The sequence below is a fragment of the Comamonas sp. CMM02 genome, from assembly GCF_014851485.1.
In the GTDB taxonomy this organism is placed as follows: Bacteria; Pseudomonadota; Gammaproteobacteria; order Burkholderiales; family Burkholderiaceae_C; genus Comamonas; species Comamonas avium.
This window is the reverse complement of record NZ_JACUZW010000002.1, coordinates 730,161-748,925: the sequence shown is the minus strand read 5'-3', so window position 1 is coordinate 748,925 and position 18,765 is coordinate 730,161. Positions and strand designations below refer to the sequence as shown.

General features: G+C 57.5%; 17 protein-coding genes. 2 read left to right on the top strand and 15 right to left on the bottom strand.

Annotated features, from left to right (window positions below; genetic code table 11):
• Nucleotides 1-40 precede the first annotated feature (40 nt).
• Nucleotides 41-361: a hypothetical protein gene (locus tag IB213_RS08585; RefSeq protein ID WP_192405976.1), complete on the top strand. Its 321-nt coding sequence runs from the start codon at nucleotides 41-43 to the stop codon at nucleotides 359-361.
• 219 nt (nucleotides 362-580) lie between these two features.
• On the opposite strand, the gene IB213_RS08580 is transcribed toward IB213_RS08585, so the two are convergent.
• Both IB213_RS08580 and IB213_RS08575 read right to left on the bottom strand, forming a co-directional pair.
• Nucleotides 581-1,276 (bottom strand): DUF2325 domain-containing protein, encoded by a 696-nt coding sequence (locus IB213_RS08580; RefSeq protein WP_192405975.1) that lies wholly within the window; start codon nucleotides 1,274-1,276, stop codon nucleotides 581-583.
• Nucleotides 1,277-1,550: 274 nt separating this feature from the next.
• On the bottom strand, nucleotides 1,551-3,107 hold the full coding sequence (locus IB213_RS08575; RefSeq protein ID WP_191723723.1) for a fumarate hydratase: 1,557 nt from the start codon (nucleotides 3,105-3,107) through the stop codon (nucleotides 1,551-1,553).
• A 267-nt stretch (nucleotides 3,108-3,374) separates the two neighbouring features.
• Here IB213_RS08575 and fumC point away from each other — a divergent pair, with 267 nt between their 5' ends.
• The gene (gene fumC, locus IB213_RS08570) at nucleotides 3,375-4,766 is read left to right on the top strand and encodes a class II fumarate hydratase (RefSeq protein ID WP_192405974.1); all 1,392 of its coding nucleotides are present in this window, start codon (nucleotides 3,375-3,377) and stop codon (nucleotides 4,764-4,766) included.
• Between the two features lie 108 nt (nucleotides 4,767-4,874).
• Here fumC and IB213_RS08565 read toward each other — a convergent pair whose 3' ends face one another.
• The 13 genes from IB213_RS08565 to lpxD all read right to left on the bottom strand — a co-directional run bounded on the left by IB213_RS08565 (nucleotide 4,875) and on the right by lpxD (nucleotide 18,764).
• A complete protein-coding gene (locus IB213_RS08565; RefSeq protein ID WP_192405973.1) occupies nucleotides 4,875-5,669 on the bottom strand; it encodes a transporter substrate-binding domain-containing protein in 795 nt (264 codons plus the stop codon).
• Between the two features lie 292 nt (nucleotides 5,670-5,961).
• Nucleotides 5,962-6,996 carry a tripartite tricarboxylate transporter substrate binding protein gene (locus tag IB213_RS08560; protein WP_192405972.1) on the bottom strand — a complete coding sequence of 345 codons (1,035 nt, stop codon included), beginning with the start codon at nucleotides 6,994-6,996 and terminating at the stop codon, nucleotides 5,962-5,964.
• Nucleotides 6,997-7,112: 116 nt separating this feature from the next.
• Nucleotides 7,113-8,018, bottom strand: coding sequence for a TauD/TfdA family dioxygenase (locus IB213_RS08555; RefSeq protein WP_192405971.1), 906 nt, complete (start codon nucleotides 8,016-8,018; stop codon nucleotides 7,113-7,115).
• Nucleotides 8,019-8,213: 195 nt separating this feature from the next.
• Nucleotides 8,214-8,648 carry a hypothetical protein gene (locus IB213_RS08550; protein ID WP_192405970.1) on the bottom strand — a complete coding sequence of 145 codons (435 nt, stop codon included), beginning with the start codon at nucleotides 8,646-8,648 and terminating at the stop codon, nucleotides 8,214-8,216.
• Between the two features lie 13 nt (nucleotides 8,649-8,661).
• The gene (gene greA, locus IB213_RS08545) at nucleotides 8,662-9,138 is read right to left on the bottom strand and encodes a transcription elongation factor GreA (RefSeq protein ID WP_191723717.1); all 477 of its coding nucleotides are present in this window, start codon (nucleotides 9,136-9,138) and stop codon (nucleotides 8,662-8,664) included.
• A 216-nt stretch (nucleotides 9,139-9,354) separates the two neighbouring features.
• Nucleotides 9,355-12,603, bottom strand: a complete 3,249-nt coding sequence (gene carB, locus IB213_RS08540) for a carbamoyl-phosphate synthase large subunit (protein WP_192405969.1) — start codon at nucleotides 12,601-12,603, stop codon at nucleotides 9,355-9,357.
• Nucleotides 12,596-13,768, bottom strand: a complete 1,173-nt coding sequence (carA, locus tag IB213_RS08535; RefSeq protein ID WP_192405968.1) for a glutamine-hydrolyzing carbamoyl-phosphate synthase small subunit — start codon at nucleotides 13,766-13,768, stop codon at nucleotides 12,596-12,598. Before carA ends, carB begins: the two co-directional genes overlap by 8 nt.
• A 185-nt stretch (nucleotides 13,769-13,953) precedes the next feature.
• Nucleotides 13,954-14,724, bottom strand: a complete 771-nt coding sequence (locus tag IB213_RS08530; RefSeq protein WP_191723713.1) for an RNA methyltransferase — start codon at nucleotides 14,722-14,724, stop codon at nucleotides 13,954-13,956.
• Nucleotides 14,721-15,374: a ribonuclease HII gene (gene rnhB / locus IB213_RS08525; protein WP_191723712.1), complete on the bottom strand. Its 654-nt coding sequence runs from the start codon at nucleotides 15,372-15,374 to the stop codon at nucleotides 14,721-14,723. The genes IB213_RS08530 and rnhB overlap by 4 nt, the downstream gene beginning before the upstream one ends.
• Nucleotides 15,346-16,515, bottom strand: a complete 1,170-nt coding sequence (gene lpxB, locus IB213_RS08520) for a lipid-A-disaccharide synthase (protein ID WP_225561025.1) — start codon at nucleotides 16,513-16,515, stop codon at nucleotides 15,346-15,348. The genes rnhB and lpxB overlap by 29 nt, the downstream gene beginning before the upstream one ends.
• 4 nt (nucleotides 16,516-16,519) lie before the next feature.
• On the bottom strand, nucleotides 16,520-17,311 hold the full coding sequence (gene lpxA, locus IB213_RS08515) for an acyl-ACP--UDP-N-acetylglucosamine O-acyltransferase (protein WP_191723711.1): 792 nt from the start codon (nucleotides 17,309-17,311) through the stop codon (nucleotides 16,520-16,522).
• Nucleotides 17,311-17,766, bottom strand: coding sequence for a 3-hydroxyacyl-ACP dehydratase FabZ (gene fabZ, locus IB213_RS08510; RefSeq protein WP_191724044.1), 456 nt, complete (start codon nucleotides 17,764-17,766; stop codon nucleotides 17,311-17,313). Before fabZ ends, lpxA begins: the two co-directional genes overlap by 1 nt.
• Nucleotides 17,763-18,764, bottom strand: coding sequence for a UDP-3-O-(3-hydroxymyristoyl)glucosamine N-acyltransferase (gene lpxD, locus IB213_RS08505; RefSeq protein ID WP_191723710.1), 1,002 nt, complete (start codon nucleotides 18,762-18,764; stop codon nucleotides 17,763-17,765). Before lpxD ends, fabZ begins: the two co-directional genes overlap by 4 nt.
• Nucleotide 18,765: the final 1 nt, after the last annotated feature.

The window sequence follows — 18,765 nt, the reverse complement described above, 5'->3', positions numbered from 1 at the left end:
CTGCATCGCTCCAGCTGCAAACACAACACTATTCATAGCCATGCAAAAACTGACAACATCGCAAAAGGCACAGTTGCCTTACACCTTGCTGCTCGACCCCGAAACCGGTCGCGCTGCCGCCTACAACAGCACCAACCAGCTCATCACAGAACGGGCCAGCAAAGAGCTGGTGGCCTTTGCCCTGGCCAATGCCCGCCAGGATTTACCTTTTGACGTGGCAGGCCACGCCGCCACGCCTACCCGTCGCCCTCCTCCTGCCTGGGCCACCGCAGAGGTGCAAGAACGCATGCGCCTGATCTGGATTCAGCGCCCTGCCAGCGATGCCCCCGCGCAAGAATGGCTGGAGATTCCTGCCAAATAATGGGCTTTGGCCCCACACTGCGCCATCAGTCTCAAGCCGCAAGACATGGCAATGTCTGGGGTATCCATCAAAAAACCGCCTTTCGGCGGTTTTTTGATGTTCACACTGCGTGATCACGCTTTGAGCAAAGCTTGCAGCCCAACAGCGCAGAGACACGCAGTCTGAAAAAAGAAAAGTCCTTGCGTGAATTCGCACGGCCCGCCCGACAAGGCATGCCCTTCAGGTTGGTGCGCCAGTGGTCTGGGTCGCGCTCACCGCGACTTCTTGCGGCACAGGCACAGAGGCTGACTCTGGCTGATGGATACGAACAATGCGCACCGCTTCTGGCTGCTCAACCACCACACAAGCCTTGCCTGTGCGCTTGCAGTGGTCTTGCACGCGCCAATAGGCACCATGGCTCAGGCAACCGGTCTGGCAGATCACCAGATCAGCAGCAATCAGGCTGGCTTCCAGCTGGGCGATGTCATCGGCGGCTTGCTCCAAGACGGCTGGGCCAGTCAGCCCATGCGCCTGCACAGCGCTGGTGGCCGTTGATGTAACTGCCGTGCCCATGCTGTGCATGACCACCGCATGCTGTGCGGCATCCCCCCACTTCCAGCGCAACCGTTCCTGCATCAGTGATTGCACCTGGGCGGTGAGATTTTTTACCTCCTGCAGCAAGCTGGTGCGGCGTGGCAGGTCAAGGATGCTGGCTTGCAGCTCGGCACGGTCCTCACGCGCCCAGGCCAGAGCAGATTGACTGGCAATCGCCTGACCGCGCTGGCGCATCAACTGGGCCTGCAAGTGCGCAATCTCGGCCGCTTGGCGAAGCAGCAGGTCACTGCAGTGCTCTTGCACTCGTGCATATTGGCACAGCAGCGTATGGTGCTCGGCAATCAGCTGTTCCAGATCGATATCGTGCGTAGTTGTGTGCATCGGAGCCCCAAGGTACTTGGTCAAGGCGCAATCGGCAGCCAGCCTTGTGCAAAGTGCGACGACACAGATCGACGCAGTGCTGCGCTGAAAGAAGTGACCATGTCCGAATGTCCCTAGCGCGCAGGCCCCAGGCAAGGGCAGCACCATCTTATATGAGAACAACTCTCATTTATAAAACAAGCACAGCAACCGTATGGACACTGGGCCTTCGGGCTGCGAGGTCATAAAAAAACCGCCCGGAGGCGGTTGAAGGGAAATACGCAACGCTCAGTGCTTACTTGGCACCCGCCACTTCAATACCCTTGAATTGGCCCGTCGCAATCTTTTCCTTCCAGACAGCGGGGCCTGTGATGTGTGCGCTGGTGCCGCCAGCATCCACAGCCACAGTCACGGGCATATCGACCACGTCGAATTCGTAGATGGCTTCCATGCCCAGGTCTTCAAAGCCCACCACCTTGGCGTGCTTGATGGCTTTGGAGACAAGGTAAGCTGCGCCGCCCACAGCCATCAGGTAAGCGCTTTTGTGCTTCTTGATGGCTTCGATGGCAACCGGGCCGCGCTCGGACTTGCCGATCATGGAGATCAGGCCAGTCTCGGCCAGCATCATCTCGGTGAACTTGTCCATGCGGGTAGCGGTGGTGGGGCCTGCTGGGCCAACAGCTTCGTCACGCACGGGGTCCACAGGACCGACGTAGTAAATCACGCGGTTGGTGAAATCCACAGGCAGTTTTTCACCCTTGGCCAGCATGTCCTGAATGCGCTTGTGGGCAGCGTCGCGGCCGGTCAGCATCTTGCCGTTGAGCAGCAAGGTGTCGCCGGGTTTCCAGCTGGCTACTTCCTCTTTGGTCAGCGTGTTCAGGTCGACTTTTTTGGACTTGTTGTAGTCAGGCGCCCAGTCAATCTTGGGCCATGCGTCCAGCGATGGTGGGTCCAGATACACGGGGCCGCTGCCGTCCATCACAAAGTGGGCATGGCGGGTGGCTGCGCAGTTGGGAATCATGGCCACGGGCTTGCTGGCTGCGTGCGTGGGGTACATGTTGATCTTGACGTCCAGCACGGTCGTCAAGCCACCCAGACCTTGGGCACCAATGCCCAGGGCGTTGATCTTCTCGAACAGCTCCAGGCGCAGCTTTTCCACGTCATCCAGCTGTGCACCGCTGGCAGCCTTTTGCTGCAGCTCGTACATGTCCAGGTCTTCCATCAGGCTTTCCTTGGCCAGCAGCACGGCTTTTTCCGCCGTGCCACCAATGCCAATGCCCAGCATGCCCGGCGGGCACCAGCCGGCACCCATTTCGGGGACAGTCTTGAGTACCCAGTCCACGATGGAATCGCTGGGGTTCATCATGATCATCTTGGACTTGTTCTCGGAGCCACCGCCCTTGGCAGCCACGGTCACGTCCACCTTGTCGCCGGGCACGATCTGCACGTTGATGACGGCGGGGGTGTTGTCCTTGGTGTTCTTGCGCTTGAAGTGGGGGTCTGCCACCACCGAGGCACGCAGCGTGTTGTCTGGGTGGTTGTAGCCACGGCGCACGCCTTCGTTGATGGCGTCTTCCAGGCCCATGGTGAAGCCGTCCCACTTCACGTCCATGCCCACCTTCAGGAAGACGTTGACGATGCCTGTGTCCTGACAGATGGGACGCTGGCCGGTCGCGCTCATCTTGGAGTTGGTCAGGATTTGCGCCATCGCATCCTTGGCCGCAGGGCTTTGCTCGCGTTCATAGGCGCGGGCCAGATGCTGGATGAAATCCGGCGTGTGGTAGTAGCTGATGTACTGGAGGGCACCTGCGATCGAGTCGATCAGGTCCTGCTGGCGGATGGAGGTCGTCATCGTGAAGCTTCTCTGGTTGTTATAGCGCCGCTTGCGCGCAAAAAATCTGGTCGATTATCGGCGCAACTGACTGGCTGCGTCAGCCAAAGACCGACAAGTCTTATAGAGGACTTGGGGCTTGTGTAACCGCCATGCCCGGCATTGAGAATGGCTCTCAAAGACTGCGCTAACATGGCTGCCTTCTTCCCCCATTCAGCGGCAAGAGAAGGCAGCCAGAACTTGCGTTCCAGCAACCCATGCCGCAGCACCCTTTCAGGAGCTTTGACCATGTCTGCCACCCGCCTCGAAAAAGACACCTTCGGCCCCATCGCCGTACCCGCCGATAAACTGTGGGGCGCGCAAACCCAGCGTTCGCTGCAAAACTTTGACATCAGCGGCGAGCAGCAGCCGCGCGAAATCATTGCCGCGCTGGCGCAGGTCAAGAAAGCCAGCGCCACGGTCAACTGTGCGCTGGGCCTGCTCAATGCCAAGACGGCCAGCGCCATCAACGCAGCCGCCGATGAAGTGCTGGCCGGTCAACACCCCGACGAATTTCCGCTGGTAGTCTGGCAAACCGGCTCGGGCACACAAACCAATATGAACGTCAATGAGGTGCTGGCCAACCGAGCCAGCGAGCTGCTGGGCGGTGAGCGCGGTGAAAGCCGCGTGGTGCACCCCAATGACGATGTGAACAAAAGCCAGTCCAGCAACGATGTGTACCCCACCGCCATGCACGTGGCGGCAGTCACGGCCATCGAAGCCCATCTGCTGCCCGCCATTGCCAAGCTGCGCGCCACCTTGCATGCCAAGAGTGAGGCTTTCGCCAACATCGTCAAAATTGGCCGCACGCACCTGCAAGACGCAACGCCACTGACGCTGGGCCAGGAAATTTCAGGCTGGGTGGCACAGCTGGACCACTGCGCCAAACACGTGCGCGCTGCCCTGCCCCATTTGCATGAACTGGCCTTGGGCGGCACCGCAGTAGGCACAGGTTTGAATGCCCCCAAGGGCTATGCTGAAGGCGTGGCGCAAGAGCTGGCCAAGCTGACGGGTTATGCGTTTGTGACCTCGCCCAACAAGTTCGAATCGCTGGCCTCGTGCGATGGCTTGGTACACGCCCACGGCGCGCTCAAAACGCTGGCCGCAAGCCTGATGAAGATTGCCAACGACGTGCGCTGGCTGGCCTCTGGCCCACGCAGTGGTCTGGGTGAAATTGCCATTCCAGAAAATGAGCCCGGCTCTTCCATCATGCCCGGCAAGGTCAACCCCACACAGTCTGAAGCCGTAACCATGCTGTGCGCCCAAGTCTTTGGCAATGACGTGGCCATCAACTTTGGCGGGGCATCAGGCAACTTTGAGCTGAATGTATTTCGCCCCATGGTGGCGCACAACTTCCTGCAAAGCGTGCGCCTGCTGGCCGATGGCATGGTGAGCTTCAACGACCACTGCGCCATGGGGATTGAGCCCAACATTGCACGCATTGAAGAGCTGGTCGGCCGCTCGCTGATGCTGGTAACGGCACTGAACCCGCACATTGGTTACGACAAGGCCGCTTTCATTGCCAAAAAAGCCCACAAGGAAGGCAGCAGCCTGCGCGATGCAGCCATTGCCAGCGGCCACGTGACGGCACAGCAATTTGATGCATGGGTGGTGGCCGAGCAGATGGTGGGCAACCTCTAAGGCCTTGCACCTGCTTTGCGCACACAGGCAAAAGGCACTCTGAAGAGTGCTTTTTTTACTGCATGCCATTCAGCCCGGCTGACAGGGCCTGCGCCTTACTCCGGCTGCTTACTCCGGCAGATTGCCCAGCGGGCGGCCCAGATACTTTTGTGAAATAGCGTTCAGCGAGCCATCGGCTTTGGCCGTGCGCAAAATGCTGTTGACCTGCTCCAGCAAGGCCTTGTTGTCTTTGGCTACCCCAATGAAACAGGGCACATCCGTCAGCAGCAGCTTGTATTGAGCATCCAGCTTGGGGTTGCGCTGCATGGTCAACCCCGCCACGGCGGCGCTGTGGGCCAGCACCTGGCTTTGACCGGTGACGAACGAGGCAATGGTCGCTGTATCGTCTTCAAAGCGCTTGATCTGTGCGCCTGCAGGGGCCAGTTTGGTCAGCGCATCATCTTGCAGCGAGCCACGCGTTACCGCCACACTTTTTCCAGCCAGATCACTGAACTGGGTAATCGCCAGCCCCTTGCTGGCATAGATGCCAGAAAAGAACGGTGCGTAAGAGATCGAAAAATCCACCACCTTCTCGCGTTCGGGGTTCTTGCCCATGGAGGAAATAATCAAATCCACCTTCCCGCTTTGCAGCGCAGGAATGCGGGCTGGTGAGGTGACCGTCACGATATTGAGCTTCACACCCATCTGCTTGGCGATCAGCTCAGCAGTTGCCACATCTGATCCCTGGGGTTTGAAGCTGGCATCGATATAGCCGTAAGGCGGATAGTCGGTCTGAATGCCTACATTGATGCTCTTGCGTACCTGAATATCGGCCAGCGATGCGGCGTGGGCAGTTGCCATGGCACTCAAGCCCAGAGCGGCAAAAGCGACCAATGCACTACGGCGAGACAGGGGGAAATACATAACAGGCTCCGGCAATTGAAACAAGTGCCCGGTGCGACATGCTGGTGCATGCCTTGCGGGCCCCAGCCCTCTTTATGCATAGACCGTGCCTGAGTGCTTCGCGGCATGCCAAGGCTGGCTGACGCCTCCGCTTCAGACCGCGCCGATGTCCACAAGCAAAAAACGCTTTTGCAGAGCTCAGCAGCTATGCCACATGCCTGCCGCACACCGCTGCCGCTGCCCCTGTGCCATCAGATGCCACCGACTTGCCATCTGCACCCGGCGGGTGAAGGCGACGCTGCCTGCGCCGTGTTCAAGTAGCTTTCAAAGCGTCACCCAGTTGCGCAACTACACGGCTCCAATGGCTGATTTCGCGTTCCATAAATTGTGCGTACTGACTTTGGCTGGCGCTGGCAGCAATATCCACAATCAAGCCTTGCAACTGCTGCACCACCTGGGGCTGGCGCAAGGCGGTGTTGAGGTGCGCATGCCATGCCTGGGCAATTTTCTCGGGCGTATGTGCCGACGCAAACAGGCCAAACCAGCCTTCGTTGCTCACATCCGGCAGTCCCGCCTCACGCAGCGTGGGCAATTGCGAGTAATAGCTGCTGCGCGTGGCCGATGCAACAGCCAGTGGAACCAGCTTTTTGCTGTCGATATAAGCGCCTACAGCCCCAGCGGTGGCGAACATGGCATCCACCCGCCCGCCTACCAGGTCCTGCAGCGCAAATGGACTACCGCGGTATGGCACGTGCAGGCCCTGTGCATGCAGCCGGTCGGCCAGCAAATGGCCCAGCAAGTGCGCGCCAGAGCCCAGACCTGTTGAGGCATAGCTGAGGCGGCCTTTTTGCTTCCACAATGCCAGCGCTTCTTGCAAGGTACTGGGGCCTGCTGCCGGCACCAAAAGCACCGACGCCGTATTGCCAATTTGCCCAATCGGCGTAAAGCCACTCACCGGATCGTAGGGCTTTGGGGTCTGCATCAGCGGCGAGAGCACGTTGGTGCCGATGTGCCCCAGCAAAAGCGTGTGCCCATCATTTTTGGCCACCGAAACGTACTTGGATCCAATGGTGCCGCCTGCGCCCGGCTTGTTCTCCACAATCACTTCGCGCCCCAGCTGGCTGCTGAAAGTCTGGGCAAGCACACGCGCAACGCCATCGGTGGCTCCCCCTGCGGGGCCCCCCACCACAATGGTGATGGGCTTTGTTGCAGTCAAAAAATCTTGAGGCAATGCGGTGTCGGCCACAGCATTGGCAGCCAGCCAGGGGGCCGATGCGCCCGCCGTTGCGGTCAGGGACCATTGCAGCCATTGGCGGCGGTTGACAGTAGAAATGAACGTACGGGACATGGTAAAGAGCCTGAGGTGAATATCGGGCTGCTGCGCCAAAGCAGGCGCAAGCAGCCACCACCAGCGGCAAGCCAGTGGATCAAGAAACGATGGAAGGTGCGCTGCGTGGGTGGCGGTTATTCGCTCACTTGCGTGCGCTGCATGTATCGGCGCGCACGGGGATCAAAGGCGTCGCGGCGGTGCAAAGTGACGCGGTTGTCCCAGGCCACCAGGTCACCCACCTGCCACGCTTGTGCCCAAGCAAACTGGCTCTGCGTTGCATGCGCCCACAGCGCGTTGAGCAGTGCCTCGCTCTCTGCAAGCGTCAGCCCTCGCACATAGGCACCACGGCGGCGGCCCAGATACAGACTGCGTTTGCCCGTTGCAGGATTCACTCGTGCCAAAGGGTGCACAGCGCCCACGGTTTCGCGGGGATCCGTGGTGTCTTTAAACCCCAGACGCAACTGGCCTGCGCTGTTGCGGCTGGCATCGTGCACGCAGTCGTATTGCAGCGCCTGGGCCTTCAGGTCGGGCGGCAGCGTGTCAAAAGCGGCATACATATTGGCAAAGTGGGTGTTGCCACCTTGCGCAGGCACCTCACGCGCCAGCAGCAATGCGGCCTTGGGCGGCACCGGCTGGTAAGTCATGTCGGCATGCCACACCGATTCACCATCTCCCAGCCCACCCAGTGGCTGCCCGTCTTGCACCACGTTGGAGATCACCACCAGCTCGCGCGGCAATGCCTGTGTGCTGGCATGCAGCGCCTGTGCGCTGATGGGCCGCTGATCCAGCGGACCGAAGTAGGCCGAAAAGCGAATATGGTCTTGCTCACTGAGCGACTGCTGTCCCCGAAAACGCAGCACCAAATGCTGGTTCCACGCTTGTTGCAAGGCATCGATCGTGGCTGGCTGCAGTGGCTGACGAAGATCGAGGCCCACGATGTCAGCGCCCAAGGCATGACCAGTGGGCTGTACATCAAAAGTCTGAGGCACCGTGGCACGGCGGGCATGAACCACTGCAGAGGCAAACGGGGATAGAGACATGGCAGGCGGCTTTCTTCGAAAGGAATGCACGCATGCTAAAAATACCGGACGCTTGCGTGAACGAAGCTTTTCGCGCTTGCTTATCTGTTTTTTGCTGCAGGCAAACCTTGCATGCCAAAACCTTGCATGCGCAGACCATGCGTAAAAAAACCGCTGCGGCTTGCGCCCAGCGGTTTTTTGTAGAAGTTCAGTGCATCAAGCCTGCGGGCGGTGCCTGCGCAGACTGCGCCATGTGCACCATGCACAGCACCAGTGCAACAGCATCAGTGCCAGCACCTGTGCCTGTTTGGCCAAAGAAGCCGATTTGGCCAGCCACTGCGGAAACACGCCATAGTTGAGCAGTACTGCAGAGATCACGCCACCCAATACATAAATAAGAATAGCGCCTTGCGCCCACTCCTCTTCGGTTTCAGAATGTTTTCGTCTTGAAAGCATGAGCAGGCCTACGCAAGCAGCTATAGAAACCCAAGTTTGAACACCACTGACCATCTGTAGATAGCCTGTGATGGTGTGCCAGCCCGGCACCGTTGCAATGATGAGGGGCACCGCCAGCACGCTCACGCTGGCCGTCAGCAACCAAAGGCCCGCCAGGGCCATGGGGACCTTCACGCAAGCAGTGCCTTGCGACATGTGCGACTGGGCGTTAAACGTACTTGACCGCAACAATCTCAAAACGGCGCTCGCCCCCTGGTGCCTGCACCACGGCCGTATCGCCTTCTTCCTTGCCAATCAAAGCGCGGGCAATGGGGCTGGAGATATTGACCAGGCCCAGTTTGATGTCAGCCTCGTCTTCACCCACGATCTGGTAGGTGACAGCGGCGCCGCTGTCCTCGTCTTCCAGCTCCACGGTGGCACCAAACACCACGCGGCCACCCGCGTCTACGGCAGTGGGGTCAATGATCTGGGCAGCAGACAGTTTTCCGTCGACTTCCATGATGCGACCTTCAATAAAGCCCTGGCGGTCTTTGGCGGCCTCGTATTCAGCGTTTTCGCTCAGGTCACCCTGTGCGCGTGCTTCGGCAATGGCCTGAATGATGGCGGGGCGCTCAACAGTCTTGAGCTGGTGCAGCTCAGCCTTGAGCTTTTCTGCACCGCGCTTGGTAATTGGAATGGTTGCCATGTCAGTTTCTCCACATACGGCTGGGCGTACACGTGCCCATTTGCACAGTCGCGCCACAGGGGCATGTCCAGAGCACCACAACAACGTGGCTGTATGGATGGGACGCCCCAAAAGCAAACCGCCGCGCAGTGAGCCACGCGGCGGTGTTCCTAGGTTTAAGGGTTGATTATGCCGTGTTTGACACGGCATGCCCTCCGTAAAACCCGCTGGTATGACTTATGCAGTCAACATTGCGTGTAACTCTTGTACAGAATACACATCCAGATTGCTGCGCATGGCCTTCATACCTTCAACGGCCGCTTCTGCACCGAAGATGGTTGTGAAAGTGGTCACACGTGCCAGCAGTGCGCTGGTGCGGATCTGGCGCGAGTCCGCAATGGCATTGCGGCGCTCTTCCACCGTGTTGATGACCATGGCGATATCGCCATTCTTGATCATGTCCACGATATGGGGGCGGCCCTCAGTGACCTTGTTGACGACTTGCACCGAGATGCCAGCCTCTTCCAGAGCCGCCGCGGTTCCGCGTGTTGCGCACAGGTTGTAGCCCATAGCTACCAGCTCTTTGGCCACGGCCACGGCACGCGCCTTGTCGTTGTTCTTCACCGACAGAAAGACCTTGCCTGTTTCTGGCAAATGCACGCCTGCGCCGAGCTGACTCTTCACGAAGGCTTCACCAAAGGTCTTGCCCACCCCCATGACTTCGCCAGTTGACTTCATCTCAGGGCCAAGAATGGTGTCCACGCCGGGGAACTTCACAAACGGGAACACCGCTTCCTTGACGCTGAAGTAAGGCGGAGTCACTTCCTTGGTCACACCTTGGCTGGCCAGAGTTTGGCCGGCCATGCAGCGCGCAGCCACCTTGGCCAGTTGCACGCCAGTGGCCTTCGAGACGAAAGGCACCGTACGCGAGGCGCGTGGGTTCACTTCCAGCACGTAGATCACGTCCTGGCCGTCCACTTCCTTGATGGCAAACTGCACGTTCATCAAGCCCACCACGCTCAGACCCTGGGCCATGGCAGCGGTTTGACGCTTGATTTCAGCCACAGTTTCGGCCTTCAGGTAGTAAGGCGGCAGCGAACAGGCGGAGTCACCAGAGTGCACGCCCGCTTGTTCAATGTGCTCCATCACGCCGCCGATGTACACGGCACCAGTATGGTCACGCACACAGTCCACATCGCACTCAATGGCGTTGGACAGGAAGTGGTCCAGCAGCACGGGTGAGTCGTTGGAAACCTTCACGGCTTCGCGCATGTAGCGCTCCAGATCACGCTGCTCGTGTACGATTTCCATCGCACGGCCACCGAGCACATAGCTGGGGCGCACCACCAAGGGGTAGCCCAGCGATGCTGCTTTTTCCAGTGCCTCAGGCTCTGTGCGGGCCGTGGCATTGGGCGGCTGACGCAGTCCCAGGTCGTTGAGCAACTTCTGGAAGCGCTCACGGTCTTCGGCAGCGTCAATCATGTCTGGCGTGGTGCCAATGATCTTCACGCCTTCGGCTTCCAGCCCCAGAGCCAGCTTCAAAGGTGTTTGTCCGCCGTACTGCACGATCACGCCTTCAGGCTGCTCGACAGCAACGATTTCCAGCACGTCTTCCAGCGTCAAAGGCTCAAAGTACAGACGATCGGAGGTGTCGTAGTCGGTAGAAACCGTTTCAGGGTTGCAGTTGACCATGATGGTTTCGTAACCGTCTTCGCGCATGGCCATGGCGGCATGCACGCAGCAGTAGTCAAACTCAATGCCTTGACCAATGCGGTTCGGGCCACCGCCCAGCACCATGATCTTTTTCTTGTTGGTTGGCGCAGCTTCGCACTCTTCGTCGTACGTGGAATACATGTACGCAGTGTTCGAGGCGAATTCAGCCGCACAAGTGTCCACACGCTTGTACACGGGGCGCACGTTCAGGGCCTTGCGCGCTTCGCGCACGGCCTTGTCGCTGGTGTGCAGCAGCTTGGCCAGACGGCGGTCCGAGAAGCCCTTTTGCTTCAAGGTACGCAACGTAGCAGCATCAATAGCAGCCAGCGCTTGCTCACCCTTTGCTTCAAACAGCTTGTCCAGATCCAGCTCGATCTTGATGATCTCTTCGATCTGCACCAGGAACCACTTGTCGATCTTGGTGATGTTGTGCACTTCATCCAGCGTCCAGCCCGCAGCGAAAGCATCGCCCACGTACCAGATACGGTCAGGACCGGGTTCACCCAGTTCTTTTTCCAAGATTTCGCGGTCTTGGGTTTTTTCGTTCATGCCATCCACGCCCACTTCCAGGCCACGCAGGGCCTTCTGGAAGGACTCTTGGAAAGTACGGCCCATTGCCATCACTTCGCCCACAGACTTCATCTGTGTCGTCAGGCGGTTGTCGGCGGTGGGGAACTTCTCGAATGCAAAACGTGGAATCTTGGTGACCACGTAGTCGATCGAAGGCTCAAACGACGCGGGGGTTGTGCCACCCGTGATGTCGTTCTTGAGTTCATCCAGCGTAAAGCCCACGGCCAGCTTGGCCGCGATCTTGGCAATCGGGAAACCTGTAGCCTTGGAAGCCAGCGCGGACGAGCGCGACACGCGAGGGTTCATCTCAATGACGATCATGCGACCGTCTTTGGGGTTCACCGAGAACTGCACGTTGGAGCCGCCAGTGTCCACACCAATTTCACGCAGCACTGCCAGCGAGGCATTGCGCATGATCTGGTATTCCTTGTCGGTCAGCGTCTGGGCTGGGGCCACGGTGATGGAGTCACCAGTGTGCACACCCATAGGGTCCAGATTTTCGATCGAGCAAACGATGATGCAGTTGTCAGCGGTGTCGCGCACCACTTCCATCTCGTACTCTTTCCAGCCCAGCAGCGACTCTTCAATCAGCAGCTCGTTGGTGGGCGATGCCTCCAGACCACGCTTGCAGATGGTTTCGAATTCCTCTGGGTTGTAGGCAATGCCGCCGCCAGTGCCACCCAGCGTGAAGCTGGGGCGGATGACGGTAGGGAAACCCATTTCTTTTTGCACAGCCCAGGCTTCGTCCATGGAGTGGGCGATGCCGGAACGGGCCGATCCCAGACCAATCTTGGTCATGGCGTCCTTGAACTTCAGGCGGTCTTCTGCCTTGTCAATGGCTTCGGGCTTGGCACCGATCAGCTCCACCTTGTACTTGTCCAGTACCCCATGTTTCCACAGGTCCAGCGCACAATTGAGCGCGGTCTGGCCCCCCATGGTCGGCAAAATGGCGTCGGGGCGCTCTTTGGCAATGATCTTCTCGACCGTCTGCCAGGTAATGGGCTCAATGTAGGTAACGTCCGCCGTGGCGGGGTCCGTCATGATCGTGGCGGGGTTGCTGTTGATCAAGATGACTTTGAAACCCTCTTCGCGCAATGCCTTGCAGGCTTGCACTCCAGAGTAGTCAAACTCGCAGGCCTGGCCAATCACAATGGGGCCAGCGCCAATGATCAGGATGCTTTTAAGGTCGGTGCGCTTAGGCATTTTTGTGGGTCTCCATCAGCGCAGTGAAGCGGTCGAACAAATAGGCAATGTCATGCGGGCCGGGCGAAGCCTCGGGGTGGCCCTGGAAGCAAAACGCAGGCACATCCGTGCGCTCCAAGCCTTGCAGCGTGCCGTCAAACAAACTGACGTGCGTGGCACGCAAGTTGTCGGGCAGCGTTTCCAGCTCTACAGCGAAACCGTGGTTCTGGCTGGTGATGCTGACGCGCCCTGTATCCAGGTCTTTGACGGGGTGGTTGGCGCCATGGTGGCTGTTTTGCATCTTGAAGGTTTTGGCACCCGAGGCCAGCGCCATGATCTGGTGACCCAGACAAATACCAAACAGCGGCATACCAGCGGCCATGATTTCTTGCACTGCGGCAATGGCATAGTCGCAAGGCGCTGGATCGCCAGGGCCATTGGACAGAAACACGCCATCGGGATTCAGCGCCAGCACCTCCTTGGCAGGCGTCTGAGCCGGCACCACCGTCAGTTTGCAACCGCGCTGTGCCAGCATGCGCAAAATGTTGCTCTTTACACCAAAGTCATAGGCCACAACGTGGAACTTGGGATTGTCTAGCTGGCCATAACCTTCACCCAGCTTCCACTCCGTTTCAGTCCATGCATACGACGCTGAGGTAGTCACAACCTTGGCCAGATCCAGGCCCTTCATGGCCGGTGCTGCTTTTGCTGCTGCCAGTGCAGCATCAATGTGCGCTTGGGTTACTGCCTCGCCAGCAGCCAAACCAACGATGGCACCGTTTTGTGCACCTTTTTCACGCAGCAGACGGGTCAGCTTGCGCGTGTCCACATTCGCAATCGCCACAGTGTTGTTGCGCACCAGATATTGCGACAGGGTTTCGCTCATGCGAAAGTTGCTGGCAAGCAAAGGCAGGTTCTTGATGATCAAACCTGCGGCATGGACTTTGTCAGCCTCAATGTCCTCGACATTGACACCGTAGTTGCCAATATGGGGATAGGTGAGTGTGACGATCTGCTGGCAATAGCTGGGATCCGTAAGGATTTCTTGATAACCCGTCATGGCAGTGTTGAACACCACTTCACCGACGGTAGTGCCTTGCGCACCAATCGAATTGCCAACAAAGACCGTGCCGTCTGCGAGCGCCAAGATGGCGGATGGGAAGCTTCCCTGAAGAGACAAAAGCACTGGATTCTCCGGTTTTAAGTACGGTTACGCCCAGCGCAGCCGGGACGTTGCGTCACGCGGCAATAAAGCTTGTCTGCAGAGGTGGCGAGGAAGCGGTCGCTAGGCGTAAGGAAATAATGCTGAAAAGCCTCCCATTATATCTACTTCGCCGCGCAATGTCGGTCAAACCCTAGCCCGGCACAGGCTCACTTGAGCGCTGACACAGCACTCGCGTGCAAGCAAATAGCGGCGGCAGCACCGACATTGAGGGACTCTTCTCCACCGGGCTGGGCAATACGCACCGACTGCACCGCCAGCGACTCAACCGCAGGACCTACGCCCTGCCCCTCATGTCCCATGGCCCAGGCACAGGGCCATGGCAAGGCAGATTCGTGGATCAAATCACCACGGTGCGAGCTGGTCACCAGCAAAGGCACGTTCAGCTGCTCCAGAGCGTCCGCCTCTACGGCCTCTACCAAGTGCAATGCAAAATGGGCTCCCATTCCCGCGCGCAGCACTTTCTGACTCCACAGCGCAGCAGTACCTTTCAGAGCAACCACCTGCTTAAAGCCAAAGGCTGAGGCAGAGCGCAAAATCGACCCCACATTGCCTGCATCCTGCACACGGTCCAGCACTACCGTAGGTACGCCTGACAGCACCTGCACATCTGCTACCCAAGGCAAGACATAGCCCATCCGTGCAGGCGACTCCAGCCCACTGATATCAGCAAACAAGGCATCATCCAGAACGACTATTTTGGGAGCCGCTTGCGCCCATTCACGGGGAGCCTCAGGCCAAAAAGACTTGGAAAAAACCGCCACCTTCGGCTGCAGACCTCGCGTGAGGGCTGCACGGCACAGGTGATCACCTTCAAGCCACACATAACCCAGCTTGCGGTACATACCGCTTTCACGCGAAAGACGCCGTAATTCTTTAACAAACGCGTTATCGCGCGAACTGATTTCTGTGATGCTCATACCGTAGCGGCAGCCACTTGGCCTGCTGAAAATCTATGAATAACATGCGTGACTGGCGCAAAGCTGCGGCGATGCTCCGGGGTCGCCCCTAAACTGTTGAGGGCGACCAAATGCGCAGCCGTTCCATAACCCTTGTGTGCAGCAAAACCGTATTGCGGATACATGCGGTCGAAATCTTCACACCAGCGATCGCGGTGTACTTTGGCCAGGATCGACGCCGCCGAGATGGCTTGAATCAACGAATCACCTTTGACAATGGCCTCCGCATGCATATCCAACAAAGGAATGCGATTACCGTCCACCTGCACCAGCGCAGGCTTCAAACGCAAGCCATTGACTGCACGCTGCATGGCAAGCATGGTGGCCTGCAGAATGTTCAGGCGATCAATCTCTTCCACAGAGGCTTGCGCTATGCAAAAACACAGAGCCTTGGCGCGAATCTCGTCAAACAGCTTTTCGCGGCGGTTCGCCGTGAGCTTTTTAGAGTCTGCCAAGCCCGCAATGGGATTGAGATCATCCAAGATGACTGCCGCAGCCACCACCGGACCTGCCAAAGGGCCACGCCCAGCTTCATCCACCCCAGCCACCAAACCCGGCGCATGCCAGGGCAACGTGCTCTGATCAGGAAGAAAGGACTTTTTGGATGGCATGGGCTGATAAGGTAGTGGTGTCTTTGTACAGCTCTTGGTGCAGAGCAGTAAATCGTTGTTCGACTGCGTGGATTTTGAGCCGCGCTTGATCGCTGTTATCCAGCCATTGCGCCACAGCATCAGCCAGTGCGCGCGGCGACGCCTGGTCTTGCAACAGCTCGGGAACCACAAATTCTGAACACAGAATATTAGGCAACCCCACCCATGGTTGCAATTGCTTGCGCTGCATCAGGCGGTAGCTCAAAGGGTGCATGTTGTATGAGACCACCATCGGACGCTTAAACAGCGCCGCCTCTAAAGTAGCAGTGCCACTGGCAATCAAGGTGCAATCACATGCGGCCAATACATCGTGCGACTGGCCTTGCACAATCTTGAGCCAGTCCGCAATACCAAGCTCATGCGACAAGGCCAGCAATTTCTCATACAGCGCCGGAACTGCTGGCAAAACGACTTGCAGCTCAGAAAACTCTTGCCTGAGTAAGGTAGCAGCCTGCATAAAAGGCTTGGCAATGTACTGCACTTCCGCCCTGCGACTGCCCGGCAACAAAGCCAGCACCGGATGATCATTACTCAACCCCAGCCGCCCACGAGCGGCCGCACGATCAGGCTTCATCGGAATCACCTGTGCCAGAGGGTGCCCGACATAGGTCGCGGCAATATCGTGCTTGGCCAGCAAATCCGGTTCAAATGGAAAAAGACACAGTACATGGTCGGCAGCCGAACGAATCTTTTGGACACGCTCGGGCCTCCAGGCCCAAATTGACGGGCATACGAAGTGGACCGTTTTGATGCCTGATGCCCGCAGGTCTTGCTCCAGCCCCAGATTGAAATCCGGAGCGTCAATCCCCACAAACACATCAGGACGATCCTGTAGTAGCTGCGTACGAAGTTGCTTGCGTATGGAAACAATGTCCCACAAACGCATCAGCACTTCAAAGCTGTAACCGTGGACAGCCAAACGCTCGCTAGGCCACAAAGCATTAAAGCCCCGCTGCTGCATGTGCGCGCCGCCAATACCAAAGGATTGAATCTGCGGCCATTGGCGCTGCATACCGTCCAAAAGCAAACCGGCGAGCAAGTCTCCTGACGTCTCGCCGGCCACCATAGCAACACGTGGTTGCGAAATATCGATCAAGGACATGGCTCTACCGTGCTATCCCCCGGGTGGACGAATCAAGAAACGACTGCATCAATGCGATATCTTGGCGGGCCTCTGGCATCTCTGGCACCAATGCTGCAATCGCTTGCTGCGCGGCTTCAAGCGAAAGCCCTTGACGGTACAACAGTCGATGCATTTGCTTTACCGCCTTTAACCGCTCTGGCGTAAAGCCGCGTCGGCGAAGCCCTTCAATATTGAAACCGCGAACCGCCAGTGGATTGCCTTCAATCAGCATAAATGGCGGCACATCTTGTGACACGCGGCTGGCAAAGCCCGCCATTGCATGCGCACCAATTTTCACAAATTGATGCACACCAGTCAGTCCTCCAAGAATCACCCAATCGCCTACGTGCACATGGCCGGCCAAGGTGGCGTTGTTTGCCAAAATGGTCTGATCGCCCACAACGCAATCATGAGCCACATGCACATAAGCCATGATCCAGTTGTCGTTGCCAACACGGGTCACACCACTGTCTTGGCTGGTACCTGTATTGAAGGTACAGAACTCACGAATGGTATTGCGATCACCAATCACCAATTGTGTGTGCTCACCCGCGTACTTTTTGTCCTGCGGCTGCGCACCCAGCGAAGCAAATTGGAAGATGTGGTTATCGACACCAATGGTGGTGTAGCCTTCAATTACGCAATGAGGACCAATGCGCGTCCCAGCACCAATAGAGACGTTGGGCCCAATGATGCTATACGGCCCGACAGTCACAGAAGGGTGCACTTGTGCACCCTCGTGAATGATGGCCATAGGATGAATATTGGCGTTCATCAAACCTGCTTTTCAGGACCCACGTAACGCATGGTGCACATCAGCTCTGCTTCGCATGCCACTTCGTCACCCACGCGCGCAACACCTTTGAATTTCCAAATGCCGCCACGTACACGGTCAATCGATGCCTCCAGAACCAGCTGATCCCCCGGCTCCACAGGTCTCTTGAAACGTGCCGCATCAATCCCTACAAAGTAGTAGATGTTATTTTCATCAGGCACCTGCCCCATGGCATCAAAAGCCAGCAAGCCTGCAGCTTGCGCCAATGCCTCAAGCATTAGCACGCCAGGCATCACGGGACGCCCGGGGAAATGGCCCTGGAAAAAGGGCTCATTAAACGTGACGTTTTTGATTGCGCGAATGCGCTTATTGCTCTCAAGCTCAACCACTCGATCTACCAATAAGAAAGGATAGCGATGCGGGAGTTGCTTGAGAATTGCGTGAATATCCATTATGAATTTCCGTTGTTGCTGTTTTGCGCGTAGAGCGCTTTCTCCAGCTTTTTGATGCGCTCACGGAGCGTATGCAATTGCTTTAAAGAAGCAGCGTTTTTTTCCCACTGCTCGTTCGTCTGCAGTGGAAAGATACCAGTGTATAGACCAGGCTGATGGATAGAACGCGTCACCATCGACGTGGGGGAGATGCTTGTGCCGTCAGCAATAGACAGATGGCCCAATATGTTTGCCGCACCGCCGATTGAACAATTTCGACCAATTTTCGCGCTACCAGCCACGCCTGTATTTCCAGCGATCACTGAATGCGCACCAACTTGCACATTGTGTGCAATTTGAACCAGATTATCGAGCTTGACACCATCTTCAATGATGGTGTCGTCCAGAGCACCCCGGTCAATACAGGTATTAGCACCGATTTCAACATCATTGCCAACCCTGACACAACCGAGCTGCTCAATTTTTATCCATTGCCCCGCATCATTGGCAAAGCCAAATCCATCAGCGCCAATCACCACCCCTGGATGCAGCAAGCAACGTTCACCAATCTGGCAGTCCTTGCTCAAAACCACATGGGAGCGCAACACTGAAGCGGCACCAATTTTGGCATTGGCCTCAACCACGCAATGGGGCCCAACATAAGCCGTAGGATCCACCATTGCGGTCTCGTGAACTACTGCAGATGGATGAACACCCGTCAGTCTTACTCCGTCTTGCTTTGCTTTCCAAAACTGCGTGAGCTTTGCAAAGTAAACATAGGGGTTCGCCGCAACAATACAAGCGCCACGAGCTTGCGCTGCAGAACGCATGCCCGGAGCTACAACGACACAGGCCGCCTTAGAGGCGGCCATTTGCGCTTCATACCTTGGGTTGCTCAGAAAGCTGATAGAGGTGCTATCCGCTGTTTCAAGCGGTGAAATACGAGAAATCTCAATTTCTCGTACTCCGCCTACTAGCTCTCCACCCAAGGCATCAAGGATTTGTCCTAGATGAACAATCACA

Excerpts from the sequence above, each read along its gene's own strand:
- IB213_RS08585 (WP_192405976.1), top strand. The coding sequence starts at position 41 with ATGCAAAAACTGACAACATCGCAAAAGGCACAGTTGCCTTACACCTTG.
- IB213_RS08580 (WP_192405975.1), bottom strand. The coding sequence starts at position 1,276 with ATGCACACAACTACGCACGATATCGATCTGGAACAGCTGATTGCCGAG.
- IB213_RS08575 (WP_191723723.1), bottom strand. The coding sequence starts at position 3,107 with ATGACGACCTCCATCCGCCAGCAGGACCTGATCGACTCGATCGCAGGT.
- fumC (WP_192405974.1), top strand. The coding sequence starts at position 3,375 with ATGTCTGCCACCCGCCTCGAAAAAGACACCTTCGGCCCCATCGCCGTA.
- IB213_RS08565 (WP_192405973.1), bottom strand. The coding sequence starts at position 5,669 with ATGTATTTCCCCCTGTCTCGCCGTAGTGCATTGGTCGCTTTTGCCGCT.
- IB213_RS08560 (WP_192405972.1), bottom strand. The coding sequence starts at position 6,996 with ATGTCCCGTACGTTCATTTCTACTGTCAACCGCCGCCAATGGCTGCAA.
- IB213_RS08555 (WP_192405971.1), bottom strand. The coding sequence starts at position 8,018 with ATGTCTCTATCCCCGTTTGCCTCTGCAGTGGTTCATGCCCGCCGTGCC.
- IB213_RS08550 (WP_192405970.1), bottom strand. The coding sequence starts at position 8,648 with ATGTCGCAAGGCACTGCTTGCGTGAAGGTCCCCATGGCCCTGGCGGGC.
- greA (WP_191723717.1), bottom strand. The coding sequence starts at position 9,138 with ATGGCAACCATTCCAATTACCAAGCGCGGTGCAGAAAAGCTCAAGGCT.
- carB (WP_192405969.1), bottom strand. The coding sequence starts at position 12,603 with ATGCCTAAGCGCACCGACCTTAAAAGCATCCTGATCATTGGCGCTGGC.
- IB213_RS08530 (WP_191723713.1), bottom strand. The coding sequence starts at position 14,724 with ATGAGCATCACAGAAATCAGTTCGCGCGATAACGCGTTTGTTAAAGAA.
- rnhB (WP_191723712.1), bottom strand. The coding sequence starts at position 15,374 with ATGCCATCCAAAAAGTCCTTTCTTCCTGATCAGAGCACGTTGCCCTGG.
- lpxB (WP_225561025.1), bottom strand. The coding sequence starts at position 16,515 with ATGTCCTTGATCGATATTTCGCAACCACGTGTTGCTATGGTGGCCGGC.
- lpxA (WP_191723711.1), bottom strand. The coding sequence starts at position 17,311 with ATGAACGCCAATATTCATCCTATGGCCATCATTCACGAGGGTGCACAA.